A 23759-nucleotide genomic window follows, 5' to 3' on the forward strand; every position below is an offset into this window, starting at 1 on the left:
TCAAAAAAGCGCACGCGCTTCGGTTTATTCTTTCAACTGATCTGGCTCTCGTTGAGGCTGTTGTTCAGCTGATGTCATGCGGCTTTCTAAAGGTCTGTGATAGAGATCCTCCGGCCATTCCTCTAACGTTTTCCCAAGGATACGTCCCGCCAGATCTCGCAAATCGTTTGGTGACACTGCCCCAGCCTGAATAAATGGTGTCAGAACCTTGGCAATCTCTAATGGGTCTCTAAAGTCAGGACCATTTAATAGGAAACGGACATGCCAAATATCAAGATCCGGCAGGAAAAGGGTATTGAGTTTCCCTGTGATGAGATGCCGTTCAGGCTGAAATACCTGTTCTTCTGTTGTTTTCCGCGCCGTATCGGCTGTCGCTTTGTTATAGTCTTGAGACTCACCTGTATAAATAGGCGGCAGTCGAAAAGCAGAGCGGATTTTGTTTCTTGTTTTTTCATCGTATTCTAAAAAGAGTGCATCTTCTTGCAAGATCTCTGCTAAGGATTTGAAGTTCACTTTGACATTTGAAACATCTTCTTCTCCAGTTAACCCTTTTTCCGTCGGGAGACCTTCGACTTCAAGCAATAGAAACTTATGTGCATGATCAGAGCCTTCAATATCGTCCATATAATCTTGAAGCTGCTGATAGGATGACTCAGACAGCATTCCATTTTCGACAATGATGGCACCAGGTACGTGCCGCCCTTGTTTAAAATAAAGGTAGTTCAGTTCTTCTGCCTTGCGTGCCCCATACATATTGACGATGTTGCCAATCCAGCGGGGAATCCCATACGTTCCACTGCCGATTTTAAAATGAATCACTTCTGTTGCACGCAGCGGCTCTGGGGTGGTGTCATCGTATTTGCCTGTTTCACAATGTAAAATGCGGGGATCACCATACTCCTTGAAGAAGACTTTCTTTTCATTGATCACCTGCACATATTTACGGAATCGCTTCTTTCGATTCATTGTTTTCAATTCGCCGTTTTCTGTATACCGAAACTCGACGTCGACTGGCTCACTCAGCTTGCAAATGCGGATATGGAGCGCATCTAAATACTCGATTCCTGCCGGCTTTCCCTGGCCATCTCGGAGAACTTCTAAAAAACCATTCCCTGTTTTCTCCCGGTCTTCGATGACATAGCCAAGCACCACATCAGCAGACTCATCATAGTTCATGTATTTCGTAAACTCTTCAAGTCTTGTCCATTCCTTCTCTGCTGCCTTCTTTTTTGCCGGTTTCACGCCTTCTGCATTAAAGTCAAAGGCATATTCTACACCAAAACCAAAGCCTAAAATATTGGTCTTATACGCATCAATACATTGCTGAAGAATGGTTGAATATTCTGCCATACTTTTTAATTCATTAATATTGTAAGGCGGGGGAACAATGTCATCCTTTTCGTAGGAAAATTCATCTGCATACATTTGTTTTGTATGATCAGACATGTTTGCCTTCATAATGGTTGCTTTCAATTGTTTCATTGTATGGACCTCCTCTCTCTGTTTGGACGGACACGCTCCGAGGCAGTCTGTTTCAAATCTGTCACTTCATAATCATCCAGCGCATACCAGATGGCTGATAATGTGTGTGGATCGATTTGAAATTCATCTTCCTCTAGACGTCCATCCTTATCTGCCTTATAGGTTAGTGATTGAAGTTCATAGATGGTATATGGACATGCATCAGAACAAATAATTTTCTTAAACCGTTTGATCTTTTTTGTATACTGTAAACGTGAGCCTTGGAACTTATGTGCCGCCACCATTTGAAAGCCGCGCTGCCGAAAATAGTGAATGGTTTTAGGTTCGGCTGCATCGGCTTTAATCAGTTCTTTTGATTCAATGAACTCTTTCAAGTCAAGGGCTGTTTCATCATCTGTTTTCCCGCGGTCGTAATATTCCCAATAAATATATAAGTACTTTTTTTCATGATCGACAGCTAGCCGAATGAGCGCATTGTATGATTCAACAAATCCAAAATCCATGCCTGCTCGTTTCAGCGGTCTGTCAATCTGCTGAATGGCTTCTAATACATCAGAATGGCTTCTCACCTCAAACTGAGGAAAAACCTTTGTGCCATTAATGCCGAAATATCCCTTCCTCGCAATGCGATAGAGGTCTGGATCATACTCTTTCAGCTCATCCAGCTGCTTCACGTAGCTTTTAGGAAGGAATAGATTATCTTCTGCCGTGGAGTGATGGTAATACGTATCCTTGATAACAACGGTTCGCTTTTTGTATAAGGTTTCATCATCTAAAACAAAACGCTTCAGCTGTTCATCTCGAAAAAAATGTCTATACGTCCAATTATCCTGACCAACAGGATTGGTCGATAACATCATATAAAGCGGTAAGGATGGATGCCTTAGCCTTCCAAGCAGCTCTTTAAATCCTTCATAAGAAACCTCTGAACATTCCTCAATCCAAATGATCGAGATGTTGTTGATTGATTTCAATTTTTCAGGTTTGTCCAGCCCTTTAAATAAGATGCTGCTGCCGTTTCGAAACGTCAGTGCAAGCGGCGAACTTCGGCACTTCACCACATGGTCGATGCCGAGGTCGCTGACGATCTCTTGTAATAAAGAAAAGGTTGATTCGCGGTGCGTATCATACACGTCTCGAATGACAAGTGCTGTCCGCTTTTCTTCCAGCAGCTTTAAGACGAGCTTTAAAGCAATGTGATAGCTTTTAGAGGAGCCATAGCCTCCAACTAAAAATTGAAACTTTTGATTCCAATCGAATAGAAAGTGTTCAAAGTGAGGATTGACTTCTTTTTCAATCAATGGCGTCATGAGTCGTCCTCTTTTCGCTTGATCATGATTTGAAGATCTTCCTCTTTTTCTTCACGCACTGCTTTTTTTGTTTTTTCGATCGTCAGTTCAATTTGTTTCAGCCTTAATCTTCGTTCATCCTTCGCATGTGCGAGCTCTTCAAACTGTTTTATTAAACGCCTGAGTTCACCCATTGCACGGGATTGTGCATTTAGAAACGTCGCATGCCGATCCCATGAAAATTGAAACGAATATTCTTCTGAGGTGATGTCTAGTTCTGGCTGAATGCCTTCTCCTGTTTCTTCTAATGAAGAAGGCATGTATGCCGCCTTTTTCAACTCTTTGATCATGTCCTCTTGATCTGCTACATACATGATTCGCTGCGCCCGAATAATGGCTGCATATTGAATTTGAATTTGATCCCAGATTAAATCAAGCGATGTGCGTCCATCCATTTTCTCCATGATTTCAATCGTTTCATCTGAAAGAAATTGATTGAAGATTGAGTGTGCTTGCTTTGACGAAGTTTTTTGTCTTTGCCATCCGTATCGCCTTTTCCACGATTTGACGGTATGGATCGAGACATTGTAATGATCAGCAATTTGCTGGTACGTCATCCCCTTCATATAATCCTGCTTGGCCTCTATCCGTTTATCTTTCATTTACATTCACCTGCCGCCTCCTTTTAATTCGAATGATTCCCTTTGAAGGAATCATTTGTGTAGGGCTAGCAAACATTCGTTTGGTCTTTCTAACTATAGGTGGCAACTGTAAGACAAGCTTTAGCTGATTTATTTTGGATAGAAAAAACGCCTATTCAGCAGCTCTGAATAGGCGTTCTTGTACTTTTTTGGACATCTTCGTCCGCGCTCTTTCCATATGTTTTTGCACAGTTCCTTTTTTGACATCCAGCATGACCGCAATCTCGCTAAACGATAATCCTTGTGTTGTGTGCATAAAGAATACATCCTTTTCTCGATCTGTTAAAACAGACAAAGCTTCATCAATTCGTTTTTTGTCTCTCTCACTGACTTCTCTTTCTTTCTCTTGAATAAGGGTATATTCATGTGATAAAGCCTCTAACACTTCTGGATTTGCAAGAATGGTTCGCTGATAGACTGAACGTCTGTCTAACCCTCTGCGCGCACCTGGCTCTCTTCCGATTTGTAGCCATTCTACTACGTATTCTAGATCGCTCACCATACTGGCGATCATTTTTTTATCATGCTTGTCTTGAACGGACAGCTGATGTTCTTCTTTTTCTTTAAATGGTTCATATTGTTTTCTAGCATTCTTTAAGGCTCTTTTATATTCAATGAGTAAATCTTGCATATTCGCTCTCTCCCTTTTTTAAGAAAATAAAAAACGGACACCAATCAGGTCCCCTTTTAACAGGGTCTTGATCAGTGTCCGCAGGCTTTCCGTCTTGGACGTATTATGATTTGATGTGTTTAGTCAGTTAGCTGATTTTAAAACCAATCTCGTGATCTACTCTTGCAAAATGACCTTTTGCCGTTTGAATAATGGTTTTTCCATGTTCAGGTACATCCATTTGATAAGCCGTTCCTACATTTCCATCTAACACGATGACTTGAATTTTTCCTTTTTCCATCTCACCGACAAATGTTTGGTTATCTTGAATGAATAGTTGTTTTGGCTCGTTCATATGCTTGTCTCCTTTTTTGGTGATGGCCTCGTGCCACTACCTACCGTATTGATAATGATTTCAACTCTTTCACACATACTATAAAACTGGGAAACTCTTAAATCGACAATCTGCAGAGGGACTTGATCAGCTATAGAATGAAGTGCTTCTTGAATATGCTGTAGACTTGGCTGTAAGATGCTGACATGTATCGGGCGTATCAACCCTTTTTCTGCGTATGTACGCTTTTTTTGGCAGTCAGCAATGTTAAGCGGCATGTGATCAAATAAACGAATTTCAAGTGATAGTGCGCCTTCTAATTTTTGCGGGCATTGTACTTTTGCAGCCGATCGTATTCTTTTCATCAATGTCTCTTTTGTTAACAAATGTTCATGTTCAATGATTAAATGGATGACCATGTTATGATCTCCCGTCATCCTCTGCCCACTGGCGGATGTCTTGTTCGTTTTTACTCGCTTTGAGCAAGCATTTCAAAAATGTCATGATTTGCTTCCATCGTTTCACGTCGCCCTGATTCCTCCTTTATTGTCATCGATTTAGCTTTCAGGAGGGTCATATATGTCTCTTTCTCTTCTGCTGTGGCAAAAACAAACATCGGTTTCTGTTGAAAAAAGGCGATCCAGCCGCCAGCTTGGTCTAAACAAAGCTGCGCTTCTTTTCTAGCATCAAACATCAGCTGATGTCTCATCTTCTTCAGATCCCTCCAAACTGTCATCAATTTCTGTTTGGTATCCATATCGTTTCATGTCATATGACCAGTAGCTTTTTGGATAACCAAAGTTACTCATCTGTGTCACCATTGGATGTTCAATATTCATTCTGCTCGTCTCTCCTTTTCTAAGAACTGATCTTCTTCTAGATAATTACTCTTATTGTGTAACTTCTGACCAAAAAAAAGCTCTTGAACACCGGTATTTAGCAGATCTGCAATATGCTTTGCTATTTCTAAGCTTGGCTTCGTTCTGCCCATCTCTATATTCGCATAGCCGCTTGTGTACTTATAACCTAATTTTTTCGCCATATAGGTTTGTGTTTTTCCTTGCAATATGCGCTCTTCTCGTAAATTTTCAAGTTTCATCTTTCCACCTCTTACTCAATATGTGTAAGTTATATTCATTATGATAATATACACAAAACGAGTAAGTCAACCATATTTTTATTCTTTTTGTGTATTTATTTATCTTTTCCGTGTAATTCATGATAAAATTTACTCATAACATGAAAAAAGGTGTTTCTGATGGATAATTTGACTGGGAAGATTTTAACTGAATTAAGAGAGAAGCATGGATGGAGCAAGTCAACAGTTGCTAAAAAACTCGGATTAAAGGCGATGTCCACTTATGCAAACTGGGAATATGGCTTGAGAAAGCCCGACGGTGAAATGATTGTGAAAATTGCTGAGTTATATGGGGTCTCAACCGATTATCTTCTCACAGGTAAGGACAAAGGCAGACACGATGACGATCTTGCAGACGATCCTGATTTGCAAATTGCGTTTAAAGCCGCCTCAGATTTTTCCGAAGAAGCACGAAGACAAACCATCGATTTTATTAACTACATTAGAGAGAAAGAGAAGCAAAAAGGCCGTCAGCCAAAACAGCGAGACGACCAGTAATCACTCTTTCATCTGCTTTACGTTGCTGGGATGAACCCAGCTTTTTTTATACCTCTTTTTTCCCTTAAAAAAGAAAGAGCATATGAATAAAAAATCATGTGTTTTTTTAAATATATGTCTTTCCCGACATAATATGTGACAATTTTCACCATAATTACTCTTTTTTCACACATTTCAATTGACATATAATTCTATTAATATTAATATATGTATATACCAAAAAAAGGAGTGTTACCGATGAAAAAAATCATGAAAGTCTGTACATTGTCTTTAGCTGCTTTAGGTGCTCTTACGTTCTCCCAAACTGAAGGTGCTCATGCAGCTGCACAGCCAAAAGAACCAGTCATAGCAAAAGCTCCTATTATGAATAAAGTAATTACAGTGAACCGTACGCTTTCTGTAGGTTCTTCAATCGCCGTCTCTCTTCCAGCAAGCCAAATTTCTGTGTCGGGTGCAACGTATGCGATTCAATTAGATCAAACGGCTCCAAACTTCACTTGGATTCGTGCCGTACAACGCGGTTCAGTAACCGTTTCTTACTATAATTCACAAGGCGAGCTTGTCATTAACTATATTACGGTTCGATAAGCAATCTAGCTTTACATATCTGAAGGCGATGACATGGAGTCATCGCCTTTTGATGTTTAAAGTTGGTTTCATTTGATTCGTGATTGCCAACACCTCTCCATTATGTTAACTTTCAATAAAAATAAGTTAACATAATAAGGGAGGCATTAATGATGAAAGAGCAACTGTCTTTATCTTGGGAAGCGATAGCGGAGAAGGCCATGAAAAATGAACCGATTACGGTGCAAGAGGCTTTAGACATTCTTGAAGCTGACGATAGTGAATTGTTACCTATTATGCATGCAGCCTATCAAGTACGATTTCATTTTTTTCAAAAAAAGGTGAAATTAAATATGATTTTCAACGCAAAAAGTGGATATTGCCCTGAGAACTGTGGATATTGTTCACAGTCGATGATTTCAAAAGCACCGGTTGAAAGATATACAATGCTTGATCAAAAAACCATTGTGGCAGGGGCGCGTGAGGCTCTCAAAAGAAAAGCCGGGACTTATTGTATTGTGGCAAGCGGGAGAGCGCCTTCTCATAGGGAATTAGATGAAGTTACAGCAGCAGTAAAGGAAATCACTGAAACGATGCCTTTGAAGGTGTGTGCCTGTCTTGGGTTATTAAATGAAGACAAAGCGAAGCGGCTGAAGGAAGCGGGTGTTCATCGGTATAATCACAATATCAATACACATCACGATCATCATGATCACATTACGACAACTCATACATACGATGACCGCGTGTCGACCATTGAGCAGGTCAAACAGTCTGGCATGTCACCTTGCTCAGGGGTCATTATTGGAATGGGTGAAACCAATCAGCAAATCGTTGAAATGGCTTTTGCGCTTAGAGCACTTGATGCGGATTCAATTCCAGTCAACTTTCTTCATGCCATTGAAGGAACACCGCTTGAGCATCAAGAACGGACACATCCGATCAAAGCATTGAAAGTGCTGGCAATGATGAGATTTGTCAATCCAACAAAGGAAATTCGGGTATCCGGAGGCAGAGAGTTTAATTTACGGACACTCCAGCCACTCGCACTTTATGCGGCAAATTCGATTTTCGTTGGTGATTATTTAACAACAAAAGGCCAGCAAGTTCAAACGGATCATCACATCATTGAAGATTTAGGGTTTGAAATAGAAGAATGTGCGTTATAAAAAAGTCTGCCGATTCACCGGCAGACTTCTAAGATTAGAATCTTTTATGAAAATCGACAGTTCCGCTTCCATCTTCTCGGTCAAAGCTGCCAACAAACGTCCAGTTAATATATCCACCGTCACCATTGTTGACAAACGTACCATCTTCAAATACCCAAATACCAAACGTAATACCGTCATATTCAACACTATCATAGTAGACAACATTGTTCAGACCGCTAAAGTCGTGATCTTGGCTTAAATTTTGGACAACTACGTTGTAGTTTTGACCTGCTTCATAGAACGCACTGTATGCCGCGTTTTTTACGAATCCATCACGATTTTGAGATGATTTTACTGCTTGTTCAATTTTATCGGCAATGGCTACTGGATCAATTGAGACACTTCCATCAACACCTGTTGTTGTAGCAGCTTCAGCCGTTTGACCAAAAGTCGTAAGAGATAGAGGGGCAGCAATCATTGACGTGGCGATGACAGAACCAACAAACATTTTACTTGTTTTTCTCATATTTTCTAACTCCTCCTTTAATTGGTATGTTTATGTACTACCCCTTTCTCTGTCTCTTAAACACTAATTTATGAAAAAAATTCTTATTCTACCAATTAAGAGGGTGTTTTTACTGTTTAATTAGGCGAAATAACAAAAAAACTACTCTTTTATAAAGAGTAGTTTACATATTACATGAACAGGATAAATAAAATCACACCTAGGATAATTCGGTATATCGCAAAAGGCACCAGTTTGATTTTATTGATCAGTTTTAGGAAGAATCGAACAACAAAGAGAGCCACAACAAACGCACTCACAAAGCCGACGATAAAGAATGGCAGCATGTCTGTTGTTAAATATTCAGCATTTTTCACAAGGGTTAACAAGCTTGCTCCCGCCATAATTGGCATCGCCATGATAAATGTAAAGTCTGCCGCAGCACGGTGATTCAAACCAAGAATAACCCCGCCTGCGATCGTCGAACCTGAGCGCGAGAAGCCTGGCCATAATGCCAAACATTGAAACAGTCCAATATAAAGCGCCTGTCTGTACGTCATGTTATCGACAGAGCTTGTTTCTGTTTTCCGTTTATTGATCCAGTCAGCGACAAGCATCAGCACTGCCCCTAAAATCAAACCGACAGCGACCGTTCTGACGTCAAATAAGTATTTATCAATATAATCTTCAAATAAGAATCCTAAAATGACGGCTGGAACAAGTCCAACAGCAATTTGGGCGATGGTCAGCTTATGCCCGCTGCGCTTTTGTTCTTCGGTGATATTTTTCTTTAAGCCCAATAAGTTTAAAATACGATCTTTAAACACGATCATGACAGCTAAAATAGAGCCTAACTGAATCACGACTTTAAATGTATTAGCCGCTTCTGGCGTAATAATTTCCTTTGATTTTAGCCAAAGATCATCGACAATGATCATGTGACCTGTAGATGAAACAGGTGCGTACTCTGTTAATCCTTCGACAATTCCTAAAACCAGTGCCACGAATAAATCCCATAGATTCATGATTTTCTTTCCTTTCAATTCTGATCTTTTGAACACGCCAAACATCTATGTCCACATAAAGACAAGCTTCCTTTATCGAAAGCTCGTCTTTATGATACTATATTTTTTTCAAAAAAAGATTATGACATCAAACCTTTTCTTCTTTATACAAATTGGACCGCATTTTAAACCAATCAAACAGGTGGGTTGTGATAACCTTCAGAACGGCATACGTCGGAATAGCGACAATGATGCCGATGACGCTGAACAATTTACCAGCTGTTAATAGAACAAAAATAATCGTAATTGGGTGAATATGAAGGTTTTTCCCCATCACCTGAGGCGAAATAAATTTACCTTCAATGAGCTGAACCACTGTCCAGACAATAATGAGTTTTAAAAGCATCACTGGTGACGTCACAAGTGCAATCACAATCGCTGGTGTAATCGCAATTGTTGGCCCAAGGTAAGGTACTACGCTTGTACATGCCGCAATGATAGCAAGCAGCAACGCATAGTCAAGTCCAATGATCATATAACCGATTAACAGAAGAACACCGATACAGAAGCTGACAATAATCTGTCCGCGAATATACGAGCTCAGCCGGTGGTTCATTTCGTGAAGCACGATATGTGTATGTTCTCTCATTTTATTTGGAATGAATTTCAAGAAATAGTCAGGCAGCTTTTTGCCGTCTTTTAATAGATAAAACAGAATGAACGGCACCGTCACGATCGAGATGATAACTTCTGTGAGCGCCCCTAAGAATGTTCCTACACCGGTAAAGGTGCTTTCCAAAATCTTCGTCGCTTGACTAGATGCTTTACTTACCAATTCAGACACATTAAAGTTCATCGTTTTTTGCACTTGATTAATAAAGTTACTTCCCGTTAATTGTCTAATTTGTTCTTCTACTGTATCGACGTATTTCGGAAGATTATGAAATAGACTCATGGTTTGAGCTTGTAAAAAAGGAATAATAGACACGATGGTCACTGTAATAATCCCAATAATGACAAGATATAAAAGCAAAATGGAATAGATCCGCTTGATTCTTGCTTTCTCTAACAAGTTGACAATTGGATTTAATAAATAATACACGACCCCCGTTAAAATAATCGGTAAGGCAATGGTTTTGACGAGTACAATGAGCGGTGTGAAAATAAATGATGTTTTCATGAAAACAAGGATATTCAATCCGATTAATAGCAGGACGAGTAAAAAGAGAACAAACTTGTTATCAAGAAAAAATTTTCTAAATCGACTGCTCCACATTTGCATAGAATTCATATCGTTCCTCCAAACACGGGCTATTTTATGAGTAAATTGTACACTACTTGATCATGATATGGTGATCATTGTTTCAGCTTTTTTTCCCATTTTGCAATAGACATCGCCCATATAATGAGAATCGGCTGTCCAATAAGTCTTATCCATAGCAAAGCTTGTTCTGTATTTTCTTGACCTGGAAATGGTATTCCCTCACGTGCAGCAAATAAGTTTGCCGGGAAAATGAGTACAAGATAGACAGCAATGAATTTTGCCGCTGCAAATCTAGGATTCGGCAAAAGCAGCAGCACGGCCAGCAGCCATTCAAGACATGCAGTCACATAGACCATTACATATGGAAATGGCCAGCCTGGCATCATGCGAGCAAAGCCGCCCGGCTCTATTACATGAAAAATACCAGCAACTATGAATAAAAGCGCAAAGGTGTATGTACTTCCTATATGCAGGACGCGCTTCATGTTTCCTCCTCTCCCTTCTATCCTGAGTATTACCCGAAGAAGGAAGAAACTACCCACTTTTCGTACATTTATATCCTTTATGTAAGACGCATCAGCCTATATAAAGGTTTCATCCGCTTTTCAATAAAAAGAATATTCTTTCATACAAACGCTTTCAAAGCATGTATAATCAGAGGAAAGCAGAAGGAGGGAATCACATGATTCGATTTGCTGTCATCGGAACGAACTGGATTACAGATCGGTTCTTACAAGCTGGTGAAGGAATCGCTGACTTTACATGTACAGCCGTCTATTCACGATCCGCTGAAAAAGGACAGGCCTTTGCCGAAAAATACGGGATTGAGACGGTTTTTACGAACTTACAACAAATGGCGGAAAGTGATACGTTCGATGCCGTGTATATTGCGAGTCCAAATGCCCTTCATAAAGAGCAAGCCATGTTGATGATGGAGCATCAAAAGCATGTTTTATGCGAAAAACCATTCGCCTCTCATCGAAAAGAAGTGGAAGAAATGATTGCCGCAGCAAAAAAACATCAAGTGTGTTTGATGGAAGCGATGAAAACGACATTTCTGCCAAACTTTCTGCAAATCAAACAGCACCTTGATCAGCTTGGACCTATCAGGCAAGTGGTCGCGCATTACTGTAAATATTCCTCAAGATACGATGCCTATCGAAACGGCGAGCTTCCAAATGCCTTTAAACCGGAGTTATCCAATGGTTCGTTAATGGATATCGGGGTATACCTCGTTTACCCAGTCATATCCTTATTTGGTCTGCCGAATCAAATCACCGCGAGAGGCTATAAGCTTTCTTCTGGTGTGGATGGAAATGGTTCAGTCCTTTTACAGTATGACGGGCATCAAGCACTTCTTTTTCATTCTAAAATTTCAACGTCTCATTTATCCGCTGAAATTCAAGGCGAGGATGCCACGATGGTGATTGATCAATTCCACCGGCCTTCACGAATCACGATACATGACCGTGATGGACATCAAACTGACATCTCGCTCAAAGATGATCAGCCAGCTATGTCTTATGAAATCAAACATTTTATTGAGTGTATTCAGCAGGGAATGGGGCAGTCTCCGGTCAATACATTTGCGTTATCTGTTCAAACCATGTCCGTCATGGACGAAGCAAGAAGACAAATGGGCGTGATGTATCCTGCCGACAGACAAAATGTATAGGTCATGAAATGATGAACAAGGGCGAATTATTTTTGAATTCGCCCTTTGTTTTTTACGTTTCATGTCAGTCGCTTATTTTGCCGCTAACACATCCGCAAATGCTTTTACATACGGCGGAAGGTCCGGCGGACGTCTGCTGGAGATGAGGTGGCCATCTGTGACGACCGCCTCATCGAACCAGTCCGCACCGGCATTTGTCATATCATCTTTAATACCAGGTGTACTTGTCACTTGTCTGCCTTTCAGGATTCCTGCTGAAATCAGCACCCAGCCGGCATGGCAAATCTGCCCGATTGGTTTTGCCTTCGCATCAAATGTACGGACGATGTCTAATACTTCTGGATAGCGGCGCAGTTTATCAGGCGCCCATCCGCCAGGGACAAGCACAGCATCATAATCATCAGCTTGAATGGAATAAAAATCTGCATCAGATACCGCCGGCACACCATACTTCCCGATGTACTCATGATTTGCTTTTTCACCTACAAGATGGACAGTCGCCCCTTCTTCTCTTAAACGCAGAACCGGATACCACAGCTCTAAATCTTCAAAATCATCACTGACAAACGCAATGACCTTCTTATCTAATAAACGCATACTATCTCTCCTCTTTTTTCAATTTCCTCTATTGTACGAGATGAACTCTTAAAAAGAAAAGCGGTTCCCCTCGAGGAGAACCACTTGACCTTATTCGCTGATCTTGAATTTTTTAATTAAATCGCGTAATTCTTCCGCCATTTGGGAAAGAGTCGTGGATGAAGAACTAATCTCTTCCATTGAAGCAAGCTGTTCTTCTGCTGAAGCTGCGATATCTTGGATGCTTGCTGAACTCTCTCTTGATACATCTGCAATTTCATTCACTGCTTTAGAAATTTGCTCAGAACCTTTCGACAGCTCGCGCACTGTTGTATTCATTTCATTCATTCTCGCTGCAATTTCCGCTGTTTGCTCATTTATTTGTGAGAAGCTTTCTTTCGTTTGATCTGTAATAGTAAGACCGTTCTTTACTTCTTCATTCACTGCTTTGAACATATTTTGAGATGTTTCAATTTCCGAAACGATTTCATTCACAAGCTTTTCAATCTCTTTTGCTGAATCTGATGATTGAACCGCTAGTTTACGCACTTCTTCCGCAACAACAGAGAAGCCTCTGCCTGACTCGCCTGCGCGTGCTGCTTCAATAGCGGCATTTAGTGCAAGTAAATTCGTTTGATCCGCTATGCCGTTAATCACGCCTAGGATGTTTGTGATATCTTTTGATTTATGCTCGAGTCCGTTGATCACGCCTTCAGCTTCTTTCACTGAATGGTCAATCGTCTTCATTTGGCCGACAGTTTGCTCCACAAGTTGACCGCCTGTTTCTGCAACTGTTTTTGATTGAACAGATGACGCTGTGATGACATCAGACGTTTCGGCAACTTCGTTCAGTCCTTCATTCATTTGTTTTAAATGAACTGCGCTTTGCTCCACCATTTCACTTTGATTTTCATTGCCGTTTGAGAATGTTTCAATAGACGATGTAATATGTTCAGTTGCTTTTGTTGTTTGACCTGCACTTGCCGTCAGTTCTTCAGATGATGAAGCGACATTCTCAACAGATGTTTGTACAGCTTGAATGACATCTCTTAGAGACTCACTCATTTCATTAAAGCTTGTGCCAAGCTGTCCAATTTCATCTTGTGATCGGACATCAATTTTTTCTGTCAAATCTCCCTGACTGATCTTCTTCGAAGAAGAGACAAGAGTGGAAAGTGGTTTTGTAATGGAACGGATGATAAAGAAGATCAGAATCCCGCCAATGATAAGCGCGCCGGCTAAAATGATGGCGGCCATATTAAAAACTGGCTGTGCAGCTTCTTCTACTTCACTGACAAACATCGTCCCGACAATCTTCCAGCCAGTCGCCTTGTTTGTCGTGAACTCCATTTGCTTTTCTTTCCCTTCAAACATATAACTCATAGATCCGTCATCTTGTGAGTACATTTTTTCTAACCATTCACCAGATAATTTCGTTCCTGCTTTTTTCTTTGGATGTGCCACATATGTGCGGTCCGGACTTCCAATAAAAGCATAGCCTTGTTTCCCAATGTTAATGCTATTGGACTCTTTTACTAGATTCGCAATGTCTAGGTTCATCGCGATGACGCCTGATCCATCCTCTAGTTTTTTAGAAATCGTCACCACCAGCGTACCGGTTGATGCCGTTGCATATGGAGCTGAAATAGACAGCTCGCCGTTTTTCGCCCAGCCGTCTTTATACCAATCCCGCTCAGTTGCGACATAATCGGCAGGCATTTTTTGATTAGGATATCTTGAAAACACTTTGCCGTCACTTGAAGCGACAAAAATACCTTCTGTGTCATCATTCATACTCATGAACTGCTCAAAGCGTCCTTGAATATCGGTCGTGCCTTTTTGCTTGAGCTTTTTCTCCGTGATCCATTTGCTAAAGAAATCGGCTGCGTCTGTTTTCACTTTTACAACCTTCGTAATATTTTTATCTAGCTGCTCTACATTTTCCTTTGCGCTTTGCATAATTTGATCATTTAAGGAGGTGCTTGCCGTATGATATGAAGAGAATGCCAATACGATGATTGGGCATAAAAGAATAAATAAGAAAGAGAATACGAGCTTTTTTGATATAGATGGCTTTCTGAAATACTGTATGAATTTCATAAAAAAGAAAACTCCTTTTAGTAAGATAGTATATATATCGGAAGTACTACTAGGTTCTTTACTTTTTTAACTTATTAAAGTCTAAATAAGTCCAAATTACCCAATTTATATGCATTGAATGGAAAAACACCTGACGTTTTGGCGTCAGGTGTTTAAGATTGTTGACAAAGGGCTAAAATGTTCTTGATTTTAGCCCTTTGTCTTCTTTTCAGTGTGATAGAAAACCTTTGCAGTCCTAGGAAGGACGAGCACAGGAGCGGAGCGAATTTGACATTCGTGAGCACCGGAGCGCAGACCTGACACCGAATGCGAGGGTTTGTCTACACGCTGAAACACCTGACGTTTTGGCGTCAGGTGTTTCGCTACTCTCTTACATTTTAAATTGTTTAATGAGCTCTCTTAGTTCTTCTGCCATCTGAGATAAAGTGGCAGAGGAAGAACTGATCTCTTCCATAGATGCAAGCTGCTCTTCTGCTGAAGCTGCAATATCTTGGAAGCCTGCTGAGCTTTCTCTTGAGAGCTCTTTGATTTGATTCACCGCATGAGAAATATCATTTGAGCCATGTGATAGCTCTTTGGCTGATCCGTTCATTTGTTTCATTTGTTCTGTCATTTCTGATGTTTTATCAGTGATTTTCTCAAAGCTCACTTTTGTTTCATCTGTAATGTTTAATCCAGACTGTACTTCCCCTGCTACTTGTTTAAACATTTTCTGCGATTTTTCTATTTCCTCCACAATTTCGTTCGTCAGGCTTTCAATTTCTTTTGAAGAGCTTCCTGACTGCTCTGCCAGCTTGCGAACTTCTTCTGCGACAACAGAGAAGCCTCTGCCTGCTTCACCTGCTCGTGCAGCTTCGATGGCAGCATTTAAAGCAAGGAGATTCGTTTGATCCGCAATACCGTTGATGACTCCCAGAATATTTGTAATATCCTTTGATTTCTGCTCTAAGCCTGCAATGACAAGCTCTGCTTCTTTTACTGCCTGCTCAATGGTTTGCATTTGACCTGCTGTTTTTTGAACGAGTTCTCCTCCAGCCTGAGCGGTTTTGCTCGATTCGATCGACGATTCCATCATATGAGAGGTCGTGTCGACCATATGCGATAGGCTGCGATCCATTTCGTTTAACTGGACTGAGCTTTTTTCGATCATATCATTTTGATGTTCAGTGCTGTTTGAGAACTGTTCAATAGAGGATGTGATATGCTCGGTCGCTTGAGTTGTCTGTCCTGCACTTGCCGTTAACTCTTCAGACGAAGCAGCCACATTTTCAATCGAATTTTGAACAGCTTGAATGACTTGTTTCAGCTTTGCTGACATGTCGTTAAAGCTTTGTGCAAGTTTACCAATTTCATCGTGCGTACGAACTTCAATATGCTGGGTCAAATCACCTTGACTGATTTTCTCAGCCGATTCAGAGAGCTCTATCAGTGGCTTTCGAATCGATTTAATAATAAAATAAACCGCGATTCCGCCAATGACAATCGCAGCCGCAAGGATGATCATTGTTAAGTCGAGCACTGGCTGTGCGGCTTCTTTTACTTCATTCACATACATCGTTCCAGCAACCTTCCAGCCTGTTGCTTCATTTGTGTCAAAAAACATTTGCTTCGGCTGGCCATTGTATTCATATTCAAAGCTGCCTTCTTTTTTATCATACAGTTTCGAGATGAAGTCACCAGTCAGCTTTGTTCCAGCCTTATCGGTTTTATGGGCAACATAACGCTGATCTGAGGTGGCGACAAACGCATAGCCTTCTTGACCAATTTTGATGCTGTTTGTATCTTTCACAACCGTATTTAATCGTACATTCACCCCAATCACACCAGATCCATCCGCTAATTGTTCTGATATTGTGATGAGCAGGTCATCAGATGACTTACTTGTAAAAGGGTCTGAAATAATGAGTTTCTTATCTCCCATCGATTGCTGAAACCATGGTTCATTTTTTGCGCTCTTTGCATTATCTTTGTGTATCTCGGAATATTCAGTTAGTTTACCATTTTGATCTGCAACAAATACTTCTACTACATCGTCATCTGTTTCCGATAATTGCTCTAATTTCACTTTGAGTAAATCTTTGTTTTTAGCAGTCAATTCATCCTTTTTAACCGATTTTGATAAGTATGAAACAATGTCAATTTTAGGCTGTATATCTTTATTAATGAGTTCGTTTAATTGTTGAACACCATTTGCAGCACTAGACATAATCTCATCATTAAGAGACTTTGATGCCACTTCATAAGAAAATGCAGCCAATACGAGAATTGGCACTAGGAGAATCGCTAAAAATGCAGTAATTAATTTCTTCGACATCGTAAAGTGCTTAAAAAAGTTGATTTTTTTCATGACTCTACTCCTTTTGATTTATGATTTGTGGTCTTTCTCTTCTATTCTTAGGTAATATGAATTATTTTTCAAGGAATAATGTTCAAAAAACCCAAAAAATAAGCACAATTACCCATTTCTTTTTATTCAATAAATAAAAAGAGCCTCTAGTTGGAGGCTCTTTTCTTCATGTCTATTCAACTTTAAACTTGCTAATTAAATCGCGTAATTCTTCTGCCATCGAAGAGAGTGTGGCAGAGGACGAGCTGATCTCTTCCATTGATGCCAGCTGTTCTTCTGCTGAAGCAGCAATGTCTTGAATATTTGCTGAGCTTTCACGTGATACGTCTGCGATCTCACGAACAGCCTCTGACACATGTGCAGAGCCTTTTGAAAGCTGGACAACGGTTTGATTCATTGTTTGAAGCTGGTTAGAAATTTCTTTTGTCATGTCGAAAATATTGTGGAAGCTTCCTTTCGTTTGTTCAGTGAAGCTTAGGCCTGATTGAACTTCTCGATTCACCGCAGTGAATACTTCCTGGGATACGTCGATGTCTTGCACAATTTCATTGATCAAATTCTCAATTTCTTTTGCCGAGTTAGCAGATTGAACCGCAAGTTTTCTTACTTCTTCTGCTACAACAGAGAATCCTCTGCCAGATTCACCAGCTCTTGCTGCCTCAATTGCTGCATTTAGTGCAAGTAAATTCGTTTGATCGGCAATTCCATTGATGACACCGAGAATTTGGGTAATGTTTTTAGATTTATTTTCAAGCGCCCTGATGACGTTCTCTGCTTTTTTCACGGACTGATCAATGACATTCATTTGAGAAGCCGTTTTTTCAACAAGCTGTCCGCCTTCTCCTGCGATATCTGTTGATTTGATCGATGAAGCCGTAATAGATTCAGCCGATTCATTCATATTTTGAAGACCACGGTTCATTTCCTCTAACTCGACTGAGCTCAATTCGACTTTATCATTTTGGCTTTCATTTCCGCTGGAGAATTGTTCAATGGCTAGTGTAATATGCTCAGTTGCTTTACTTGTCTGTCCTGCACTGGCAGTCAGTTCTTCTGATGAAGATGCGACATTTTCAACTGAAGTTTGGACGGCTCCAATGAGGGATCTCAATGAATCAATCATCGTATTAAAGCCTTTACCAACTTGTCCAATTTCGTCATCTGACTGGATCTGCAGCTTATCGCGCAAATCACCATCGCTGACTTTTTTCGAGAAACGGGCAAGATTGGATAATCTTTTTGAAATAGAGCGGACGATAAAGAAAATAAGGGTTCCTGCTACAATGAGTGTGACACTGAATACGATAATGGCAGTATTGAAAACGGGCTTTGCCGCTTCTTCTACTTCAGATACGAGCATCGTTCCACCAATTTTCCAGCCGGTTAATTCATTGGTGACATATGCAACCTTTTTATCTGTTCCTTTGAGGGTATAGCTGCCGCTTCCTTCTTTGTTTTTATAAATAATACTGGCCAGATTTTCATTGACCTGACTTCCTGACTTTTGGGTTGGATCTGCTAAAACCGTTTGATCTTTCTCCATCATGAAAGCATAGCCTTTTTGCCCAATTTTGATTTCTTTTAGTTTTTGGAGCAGGCTGTCAATTTCCATATCAAGACCAATGACTCCTGAACCATCTTTCATCTTTTGGGCAATTGTGATCACCATTTTGCCTGTGGATGCTGCTACATATGGTTTTGTGATGACTTGTTTGCCGTTTTCTGCTTTCAATGCCTCTTGATACCAAGGACGTTCTCTTGGATCGTAGCCATCTGGCATCTTTTGAACTGGGTATTGCATAAACAATCCCTTTTCAGAGCCTGCATAGATCGCAGAAACATCTTTTTCATTAATTTTTCCAAATTGCTGTAATTCTTTAATGGTCGCATTTCTATTTTTTTCTTGAAGATTAGACGCTTTGAGTGAATCTGAGAACAGTGTCACAGCATCTGATTTGTTTCCAATATTCTCATTGATTAAGGTATCAAATGCATTGACCTGACTCATCGCACTGCCCATAATCTGTTTGTCTAGCTCTGTCTTTGATGTAAAAAACGCACTAATTGTCAGTGCCACGGTCGGCAGGATAAGAACTACCAAGAAGGCAATGATTAATTTTTTTGAAATGGATGGTTTTTTGAACCATTGGATCATTTTTCCCATTTTAACTTTCCCCCTTTACTTCTCTAAAGTTAATATCGGATGAAAGGTGTATTTTTAGAGACTGGAAATGACGTTTAAAAATAAAAAAAATACCCAGACAATTCTGGATATTTTTTCATCATTATTTAATTAATTTTAAATTGACTTGTGAGCTCTTTTAGCTCCTCTGCCATGTTGGCAAGTGTTACAGAAGAAGACGTGATTTCTTCCATAGATGCTAGCTGCTCTTCTGCTGAAGCCGCAATGTCCTGAATGTTTGCTGCGCTTTCTCTTGAGACTTGGCGCATCTCCTGCATCGCTTGTGAAACAAGCTTTGAACCGCTTGATAGGTCAATTGCTGTATCGTTTAATTGTGACAGTTTTTTCGACATTCCTTCTGCTGCCTCATAAATATGCTGGAAGCTTTCTTTAGCTTCTTCTGTCATACCAAGCCCTGCGTTTACTTCTCGATTGACTGCTTTGAACATATCTTGAGATTTAGCAATTTCTAACACAATTTCTTGGATAAGCTTCTCAATTTCTTTCGCTGAATCTGCGGATTGGACAGCTAGTTTTCGCACTTCTTCGGCAACGACGGAGAAGCCGCGTCCTGATTCACCTGCTCTTGCTGCTTCGATTGCTGCATTAAGCGCAAGTAAGTTTGTTTGATCCGCAATGCCGTTAATGACATTTAAAATACTCGTAATATCTTTAGACTTGTATTCTAATTCTTTCATGACCTGTTCTGCTTCTTGTACGGATGTATCAATATGTTTCATTTGGCTCGCTGTGCTTTCAACAATTCGCCCGCCTTGACCAGCCGCCTCTGTTGATTGAAGTGAGACAGCAGCTACTTCAGATGAGGTTTGTGACATATCTTGTAATCCTTCGTTCATTGCCACAAGCTGATTCGTACTAGATTCGACTTTCTCGTTTTGTGCTTCATTTCCATTTGAAAATTGTTCAATCGACATCGTGATATGCTCTGTTGCTTGACTCGTTTGACTGGCACTTGCCGTCAGCTCCTCTGAAGCCGAAGCCACATTGTCGACAGATTGCTGTACAGCGCGAATGACGTCACGAAGAGATTCACTCATCTTGCTGAAACTTCTTGTGAGATCTCCTATTTCATCCTTCGATTTCGTTTCGAGGGTTTCTGTTAAATCCCCTTCACTCACTTTTTCTGAGAAATCAACAAGCCTTCTCAGTCCAATTGTGATCGAGCGAACGATGAAGAAGATAGCGACACCACCAAGGATAAATGAAGAAATTAAAAGAATAATGGCAGAATTCCAAACTGGCTGTGCTGCTTCTTCTGTTTCTGATACAAACATCGTTCCAGCAATTTTCCAACCTGTTAAATCATTTGTTACAAAAACGATACGTTTTTGTTCTCCTTTATTCTCATAAGTTGATGTTCCTTCTTTGCCGCTGTAAAGGATAGATGAAATATTTTCTGTGACCTTAGATCCTGATTTTTCTTCTGGATGGGCTACAATTTGTTTATTTTTATTTGCAATAATTGGATATCCTTCTCGTCCAATTTTAATATCTTTTATTTTATCTACAATGTCTTGCACATCAATGTCAATTCCGATCGCTCCCGACCCGTCCTTCAGGCGCTGGGCAATCGTGACTACCATGCCGTTTGTTGTAGCAGAAATGTATGGATTGGTGACAACTGGCTCTCCTTTTTCATTCTGCATTGCTTGCTGATACCAATCGCGTGTTGTTGGATCATAGCCTTTTGGCATGTCTACTTTAGGAAACTGAATGAAATCACGATTTTTACTTGCTGCATAAAAACCAACCACATCTTCTTCATTGATTTTGCTGTATATCTCAAGATGCTCATACAGTTCGTCCTGGTTTTTCTTTTTAAAGTCTGCAGCAGTAGATGTTTCAGTAAAAAGTTTCACCGCATTTTCCTTATTCGAAAGCTTTTGCTCGATCATGTCATTCAGTTCATTGACTCTTGCATTTGCTCCGTACATGATTTCATGATCTAGTTCTTCTTTGGCAATCTGATATGAAATCGTACTGAGTGTAATAATGGGCAAGACGAGAACAAGTGTGAATGAAATAATCAATCTTTTAGAAATCGATGGTTTTTTCAACCATTTTATGACACTTTTCATGTTTTTCCTCCTTTTAAACGTTATTTTATATATCGGACGGCTTGATATTATTTTCATGTTTTTCAAATAAAAAGGATGACTTTTTGTTTATTTTCACAAATTGATTCCTTGCCCAAGCACCCTGCATACGCTAATACTAAAGGGGGCGCTTTTCATATGATTATCCTTTCAGGACAGCCAGTGACTAATGAGCAGCTGGCATCGTTTCAGCTAGAAGGACAAAAGCGGATCATTTTGATGCAGTTACAGGCCTCGAATGGTACGTTCCGCTATAGGCAAGCATCTGATTTGTTATTTGAGGTCACTTTAAGATCGAACATTATGAATGCTGCAAGAGATTTGAATAAAAGCGGTGCCTCATTTGCCATCTTTCAAAGATCGCGTGCAAATGATGCGTTTTGGCGTGTATCGGAAGCAGGAGCACTAGAGCTGCGCTATCAAGTGGAGCCATCTAGAGGCATTAAAGACATTTTTGAAAATGGTTCAAAATATGCATTTGAATGCGCAACCGCGATTGTCATTGTGTTTTATATGGGGGTCTTGCAAACAGTAGGAGAGGAGAAGTTTAACCGAAGACTTCGCAGTTTAACACTGTATGACTGGCACTATGATACTTTGTCAATTTATACAGAGCGCGGAAATGATTTTATCTATGGGGATTGCTTATATTTCGAAAATCCAGAGTTTAGCTATCAGCAGTCGCAATGGCGCGGGGAAAATGTGATTTACTTAGGAGAAGATCAATATTACGGTCATGGGCTTGGAATTTTAACAGCGGCAGAAATTATCGACAAACTGAATAAGCGAAGACGGCCAGGTGCAGTTCAATCCGCTTATTTATTACCGCAGACTACCCGGATGGATGTGATTTATCTCAGGCAAATGTTTGGCAGCTAAAAAAAGCCTCTTGTCTATTGGTTATGACAAGGGGCTTTTGTATGCCATGCGTTTACGATAATTTGGGAGTGTGCCAAGCATCGTGTTCGCAAGGATCTCCATTTCTTCTAAATCTTTTCTTGTGACCGGTGGATCGTGCCTGCTCCACTTCACGTATCGAACAAAATAGTAGTGACGAATGGGCGTAAGGACGGCAGGAGAATGAGGAAAATCATCAAACCAGAATTCAATCTGACCTTTTTTTCGGTAGGAATGTTTTAAGATGTCCATCCTGTCACACCACCCGTCATGATTTTATATCTGCGTCAGTTCGTGCATGATGTCTTCAACGGTTAAAATCGAGTGAATACGTCCAACGCCCTGTCCTGCCCACAGAGCCATTTGTTCAGGTTTACCGCCGGCAGCGGCTGCTTTTCGCATCGGTGTTGTCCATACATGCTGAACTGGATAAGGAAGAACCCTATCTTCATGCAGCCTTTCATCCTCCATCCACTGATTCACAATACCTCTCGCTCTTTTCCCAGAAAAAAGCCTTGTCACCCTTGTTTCACTGCCTTCTGCCTGTAAAATGGCCTTCTTGTATACCTCTGCCGCAGCACTTTCCTGGCTGGCTAAAAACCTTGTGCCGATTTGAACCGCATCTGCTCCAAGCGCCAGCACTGCTTTCACACCTGCTCGGTCCGTGATGCCTCCGGCGGCAATCAATGGCACGCGGCAGAGCGGTTTGACATCAGAGATCAGACTGATCAGTCCCATCAGTGCGTCTCCTTTTGCCCGTAAAAATGTGCCGCGATGCCCCCCTGCTTCACTTCCTTGCAGAACAATGGCATCCATTCCTTTTTCCTCTAAAAGAAGTGCTTCCTCTTTTGTTGTGGCCGTTCCGATTAAAAAGGTTCCCTTTTGTTTTAAGCGGTGAATCGTTTGTTCTTTTGGACAGGCGAATGTAAAGGAAACAATCGGAACGTCTTCTTCCAGAAGAATGTTGATTTTTTGTTCAAAATCATCCCACAATTCTTCTTCGCTTGGCATCCTATCTGCTGACGGACGTGCAGGCAGTCTCTTTTCCCAAAATGCCACATCCTCTTTTTTCACTTCTGGAATTGGCTCTGGTACAAACACATTGACCTGGAACAGGCGAGATGTCAGTTGTTTGACTTCCCTAATCTGCTGTCTTAAATGGTCAGGCTGCACATATCCACTTGCCAGGCTGCCAAGCCCTCCGTATTCCGAAACAGCGGATGCCAGCTGCGGTGTCACAGCTCCTCCTGCCATTGGCGCTTGGATGATTCCATGTTCAATCTGCAGTAATTTTTTGATATCCCCCATTTATTTCCCCCATT

General features: G+C 40.7%; 25 protein-coding genes and 3 pseudogenes. 5 read left to right on the forward strand and 23 right to left on the reverse strand.

What is annotated here, in order from left to right; all coding sequences use genetic code 11:
- Window positions 1-24 precede the first annotated feature (24 nt).
- From AC3WTB_RS05575 to AC3WTB_RS05615, 9 genes are all read right to left on the reverse strand, one after another.
- Complete coding sequence (locus AC3WTB_RS05575) at window positions 25-1482, reverse strand: phage portal protein (protein WP_039181005.1); 1458 nt, start codon at window positions 1480-1482, stop codon at window positions 25-27.
- Complete coding sequence (locus AC3WTB_RS05580; protein ID WP_180272438.1) at window positions 1479-2780, reverse strand: PBSX family phage terminase large subunit; 1302 nt, start codon at window positions 2778-2780, stop codon at window positions 1479-1481. The genes AC3WTB_RS05575 and AC3WTB_RS05580 overlap by 4 nt, the downstream gene beginning before the upstream one ends.
- A gap of 8 nt (window positions 2781-2788) precedes the next feature.
- A complete protein-coding gene (gene terS / locus AC3WTB_RS05585) occupies window positions 2789-3433 on the reverse strand; it encodes a phage terminase small subunit (protein WP_024423266.1) in 645 nt (214 codons plus the stop codon).
- A 151-nt stretch (window positions 3434-3584) separates the two neighbouring features.
- The gene (locus AC3WTB_RS05590; protein WP_039181011.1) at window positions 3585-4103 is read right to left on the reverse strand and encodes a sigma-70 family RNA polymerase sigma factor; all 519 of its coding nucleotides are present in this window, start codon (window positions 4101-4103) and stop codon (window positions 3585-3587) included.
- 127 nt (window positions 4104-4230) lie between these two features.
- Window positions 4231-4383 carry an XtrA/YqaO family protein gene (locus AC3WTB_RS05595; protein WP_371412189.1) on the reverse strand — a complete coding sequence of 51 codons (153 nt, stop codon included), beginning with the start codon at window positions 4381-4383 and terminating at the stop codon, window positions 4231-4233.
- A 50-nt stretch (window positions 4384-4433) separates the two neighbouring features.
- Complete coding sequence (locus AC3WTB_RS05600) at window positions 4434-4835, reverse strand: RusA family crossover junction endodeoxyribonuclease (protein ID WP_059375845.1); 402 nt, start codon at window positions 4833-4835, stop codon at window positions 4434-4436.
- Window positions 4836-4885: 50 nt separating this feature from the next.
- Window positions 4886-5125: a YjzJ family protein gene (locus AC3WTB_RS05605; protein ID WP_099663602.1), complete on the reverse strand. Its 240-nt coding sequence runs from the start codon at window positions 5123-5125 to the stop codon at window positions 4886-4888.
- Entirely contained in the window at window positions 5103-5255 is a 153-nt protein-coding gene (locus AC3WTB_RS05610) for a hypothetical protein (RefSeq protein ID WP_180272436.1), read from the reverse strand. Before AC3WTB_RS05610 ends, AC3WTB_RS05605 begins: the two co-directional genes overlap by 23 nt.
- Window positions 5252-5515 carry a helix-turn-helix transcriptional regulator gene (locus AC3WTB_RS05615; protein WP_059375848.1) on the reverse strand — a complete coding sequence of 88 codons (264 nt, stop codon included), beginning with the start codon at window positions 5513-5515 and terminating at the stop codon, window positions 5252-5254. The genes AC3WTB_RS05610 and AC3WTB_RS05615 overlap by 4 nt, the downstream gene beginning before the upstream one ends.
- Window positions 5516-5674: 159 nt before the next feature.
- Here AC3WTB_RS05615 and AC3WTB_RS05620 point away from each other — a divergent pair, with 159 nt between their 5' ends.
- The 3 genes from AC3WTB_RS05620 to bioB all read left to right on the forward strand — a co-directional run bounded on the left by AC3WTB_RS05620 (window position 5675) and on the right by bioB (window position 7788).
- On the forward strand, window positions 5675-6052 hold the full coding sequence (locus tag AC3WTB_RS05620) for a helix-turn-helix domain-containing protein (RefSeq protein WP_059375849.1): 378 nt from the start codon (window positions 5675-5677) through the stop codon (window positions 6050-6052).
- Window positions 6053-6289: 237 nt separating this feature from the next.
- Window positions 6290-6640, forward strand: coding sequence for a hypothetical protein (locus AC3WTB_RS05625; RefSeq protein WP_492333451.1), 351 nt, complete (start codon window positions 6290-6292; stop codon window positions 6638-6640).
- Between the two features lie 152 nt (window positions 6641-6792).
- Window positions 6793-7788 carry a biotin synthase BioB gene (gene bioB / locus AC3WTB_RS05630; protein ID WP_144490197.1) on the forward strand — a complete coding sequence of 332 codons (996 nt, stop codon included), beginning with the start codon at window positions 6793-6795 and terminating at the stop codon, window positions 7786-7788.
- A 34-nt stretch (window positions 7789-7822) separates the two neighbouring features.
- Here the strand turns inward: bioB and AC3WTB_RS05635 are convergent, their stop codons facing one another.
- From AC3WTB_RS05635 to AC3WTB_RS05650, 4 genes are all read right to left on the reverse strand, one after another.
- Window positions 7823-8296 carry a hypothetical protein gene (locus tag AC3WTB_RS05635; RefSeq protein WP_024423274.1) on the reverse strand — a complete coding sequence of 158 codons (474 nt, stop codon included), beginning with the start codon at window positions 8294-8296 and terminating at the stop codon, window positions 7823-7825.
- Between the two features lie 170 nt (window positions 8297-8466).
- Window positions 8467-9300 (reverse strand): undecaprenyl-diphosphate phosphatase, encoded by an 834-nt coding sequence (locus tag AC3WTB_RS05640; protein ID WP_039183288.1) that lies wholly within the window; start codon window positions 9298-9300, stop codon window positions 8467-8469.
- 127 nt (window positions 9301-9427) lie between these two features.
- On the reverse strand, window positions 9428-10570 hold the full coding sequence (locus AC3WTB_RS05645; protein ID WP_039181030.1) for an AI-2E family transporter: 1143 nt from the start codon (window positions 10568-10570) through the stop codon (window positions 9428-9430).
- A gap of 65 nt (window positions 10571-10635) precedes the next feature.
- Window positions 10636-11028 (reverse strand): DoxX family protein, encoded by a 393-nt coding sequence (locus AC3WTB_RS05650; protein ID WP_492333452.1) that lies wholly within the window; start codon window positions 11026-11028, stop codon window positions 10636-10638.
- Window positions 11029-11225: 197 nt separating this feature from the next.
- On the opposite strand from AC3WTB_RS05650, the gene AC3WTB_RS05655 reads away from it, so the two are divergent.
- Window positions 11226-12218 carry a Gfo/Idh/MocA family protein gene (locus tag AC3WTB_RS05655; RefSeq protein WP_492333453.1) on the forward strand — a complete coding sequence of 331 codons (993 nt, stop codon included), beginning with the start codon at window positions 11226-11228 and terminating at the stop codon, window positions 12216-12218.
- 72 nt (window positions 12219-12290) lie between these two features.
- Here the strand turns inward: AC3WTB_RS05655 and AC3WTB_RS05660 are convergent, their stop codons facing one another.
- The 8 genes and pseudogenes from AC3WTB_RS05660 to AC3WTB_RS05695 all read right to left on the reverse strand — a co-directional run.
- Window positions 12291-12815 carry a type 1 glutamine amidotransferase domain-containing protein gene (locus AC3WTB_RS05660; RefSeq protein ID WP_039181039.1) on the reverse strand — a complete coding sequence of 175 codons (525 nt, stop codon included), beginning with the start codon at window positions 12813-12815 and terminating at the stop codon, window positions 12291-12293.
- A 90-nt stretch (window positions 12816-12905) separates the two neighbouring features.
- Complete coding sequence (locus AC3WTB_RS05665) at window positions 12906-14894, reverse strand: methyl-accepting chemotaxis protein (RefSeq protein WP_492333454.1); 1989 nt, start codon at window positions 14892-14894, stop codon at window positions 12906-12908.
- Between the two features lie 370 nt (window positions 14895-15264).
- The gene (locus AC3WTB_RS05670; RefSeq protein WP_376765050.1) at window positions 15265-16212 is read right to left on the reverse strand and encodes a methyl-accepting chemotaxis protein; all 948 of its coding nucleotides are present in this window, start codon (window positions 16210-16212) and stop codon (window positions 15265-15267) included.
- Window positions 16204-17241 (reverse strand): annotated as a pseudogene (locus AC3WTB_RS05675) (HAMP domain-containing protein); the annotation flags it as partial. The pseudogene AC3WTB_RS05675 and the gene AC3WTB_RS05670, both read right to left, overlap by 9 nt.
- 172 nt (window positions 17242-17413) lie before the next feature.
- Window positions 17414-18364 (reverse strand): methyl-accepting chemotaxis protein, encoded by a 951-nt coding sequence (locus AC3WTB_RS05680; RefSeq protein ID WP_376765051.1) that lies wholly within the window; start codon window positions 18362-18364, stop codon window positions 17414-17416.
- Window positions 18359-19405 (reverse strand): annotated as a pseudogene (locus AC3WTB_RS05685) (HAMP domain-containing protein); the annotation flags it as partial. The gene AC3WTB_RS05680 and the pseudogene AC3WTB_RS05685, both read right to left, overlap by 6 nt.
- Window positions 19406-19530: 125 nt before the next feature.
- The gene (locus AC3WTB_RS05690; protein WP_369880190.1) at window positions 19531-20481 is read right to left on the reverse strand and encodes a methyl-accepting chemotaxis protein; all 951 of its coding nucleotides are present in this window, start codon (window positions 20479-20481) and stop codon (window positions 19531-19533) included.
- A pseudogene (locus tag AC3WTB_RS05695) lies at window positions 20473-21579 on the reverse strand (cache domain-containing protein); the annotation flags it as partial. The pseudogene AC3WTB_RS05695 and the gene AC3WTB_RS05690, both read right to left, overlap by 9 nt.
- A gap of 99 nt (window positions 21580-21678) precedes the next feature.
- Here AC3WTB_RS05695 and AC3WTB_RS05700 point away from each other — a divergent pair.
- Window positions 21679-22419 carry a protein-glutamine gamma-glutamyltransferase gene (locus AC3WTB_RS05700; protein WP_039181052.1) on the forward strand — a complete coding sequence of 247 codons (741 nt, stop codon included), beginning with the start codon at window positions 21679-21681 and terminating at the stop codon, window positions 22417-22419.
- 21 nt (window positions 22420-22440) lie between these two features.
- Here the strand turns inward: AC3WTB_RS05700 and AC3WTB_RS05705 are convergent, their stop codons facing one another.
- Together AC3WTB_RS05705 and AC3WTB_RS05710 are read right to left on the reverse strand one after the other, a co-directional pair.
- Window positions 22441-22689, reverse strand: coding sequence for a protein YuzH (locus AC3WTB_RS05705; protein ID WP_126682261.1), 249 nt, complete (start codon window positions 22687-22689; stop codon window positions 22441-22443).
- 24 nt (window positions 22690-22713) lie between these two features.
- Window positions 22714-23745 (reverse strand): NAD(P)H-dependent flavin oxidoreductase, encoded by a 1032-nt coding sequence (locus tag AC3WTB_RS05710; protein ID WP_126682262.1) that lies wholly within the window; start codon window positions 23743-23745, stop codon window positions 22714-22716.
- Between the last annotated feature and the right edge of the window lie 14 nt (window positions 23746-23759).

The sequence above is a fragment of the Bacillus sp. EB106-04-04-XG123 genome, assembly GCF_058791855.1.